General features: G+C 68.1%; 1 protein-coding gene. It reads left to right on the top strand.

Annotation, left to right across the window (positions count from 1 at the left end; all coding sequences use genetic code 11):
* Nucleotides 1–53 precede the first annotated feature (53 nt).
* Nucleotides 54–551 (top strand): GNAT family N-acetyltransferase, encoded by a 498-nt coding sequence (locus tag ACZ5CR_RS46915; RefSeq protein ID WP_468870180.1) that lies wholly within the window; start codon nucleotides 54–56, stop codon nucleotides 549–551.
* Nucleotides 552–1,091: the final 540 nt, after the last annotated feature.

Raw genomic sequence — 1,091 nt, 5'->3', positions numbered from 1 at the left:
CGCGCCAGTATTTTCCGGTGCGGCAGCAGGAGCCGCGGGGTTAGCGTTCCGGCATGCCCGAACTGCAGCGTCTGCGCCCCGATCACGCTCCCGCCCTGCTCGCCTTCGAGCGCGGGAACCGCGACTACTTCGCGAAGTCCGTCCCCGACCGCGGCGACGCCTACTTCGCCGAGTTCGACGCACGCCACCAGGCCCTGCTCGCCGAACAGGCCGCAGGGACCTGCCACTTCCACGTCATCGTCGACGGTGAGGGCGCGGTGCTCGGGCGGGTCAATCTCGTCGACGTGGCGGACGGCGAGGCCGAACTCGGCTACCGCATCGCCGAGAGCGCGGCGGGCCGCGGCCTCGCCACGGGCGCCGTACGGCAGGTGTGCGGGGTCGCCGCCGCGGAGTACGGGCTTACCGCCCTGCGGGCGGCGACAGACGCGGGGAACGCGGGGTCCCGGGCGGTACTTGCCCGTGCGGGGTTCGTGGTGGTGGGCGAGGCGGGCGTGGACGGAGGCGGTGTTGAGGTTCGGTACCGCAGGGAAGGGCTGGGGCTTGGTATCTGACCGTATTTGACCGTTCCCGCGGGGGCGTTCGGGTTTGTCGCGCAGTTCCCCGCGCCCGCGCCTCTGCCTAAGCGGCGCTCAGAACAGCCGTGAAGTATTCCGCATACCGCTTGTCATCGATCAGCTTCCGCCAGGCCCGCTCGGAATAGCCCCGGTTTGCAGGAGCCCATCGATCCGCCGCGCGACATCCAACCGCGGTTTCCGAATGGCCCATTCGAACCATTGGCCACGGCCAACCACCCTCCGCTGCCCTGCAGTTGTAGAGCACAGACTCCTGCCGAGTGTAGGCCGGACCCGTCATCGTCGAGACACGAAGCGTGAAATCCGATGGGAAAGGGGAGCCACGTCTTGGCTGAAAGCAAGGCGCACTCGACGCCATGTGCCGATGAAGCGGAGGAGACCGTGAAGGAATTGCGTGCCGCACTCGCGCGGGCCGGAATTATTGTGCCGTCATTGCGGATCGACCCCACATCCTGGTCCCGAGAAGCCCCCTGGCAGCTCATCGAATGGGGCGGATGTTCCGTCGGAGGGCCGGCATGA

This window comes from Streptomyces sp. NPDC031274, from assembly GCF_055570235.1.
Note: the sequence above shows the minus strand (reverse complement) of the source record. Positions and strands in the feature narration are given on the sequence as shown.

What these genes read in the sequence shown, in the direction of transcription:
- ACZ5CR_RS46915 (WP_468870180.1), top strand. Translation starts at nt 54, where the DNA reads ATGCCCGAACTGCAGCGTCTGCGCCCCGATCACGCTCCCGCCCTGCTC.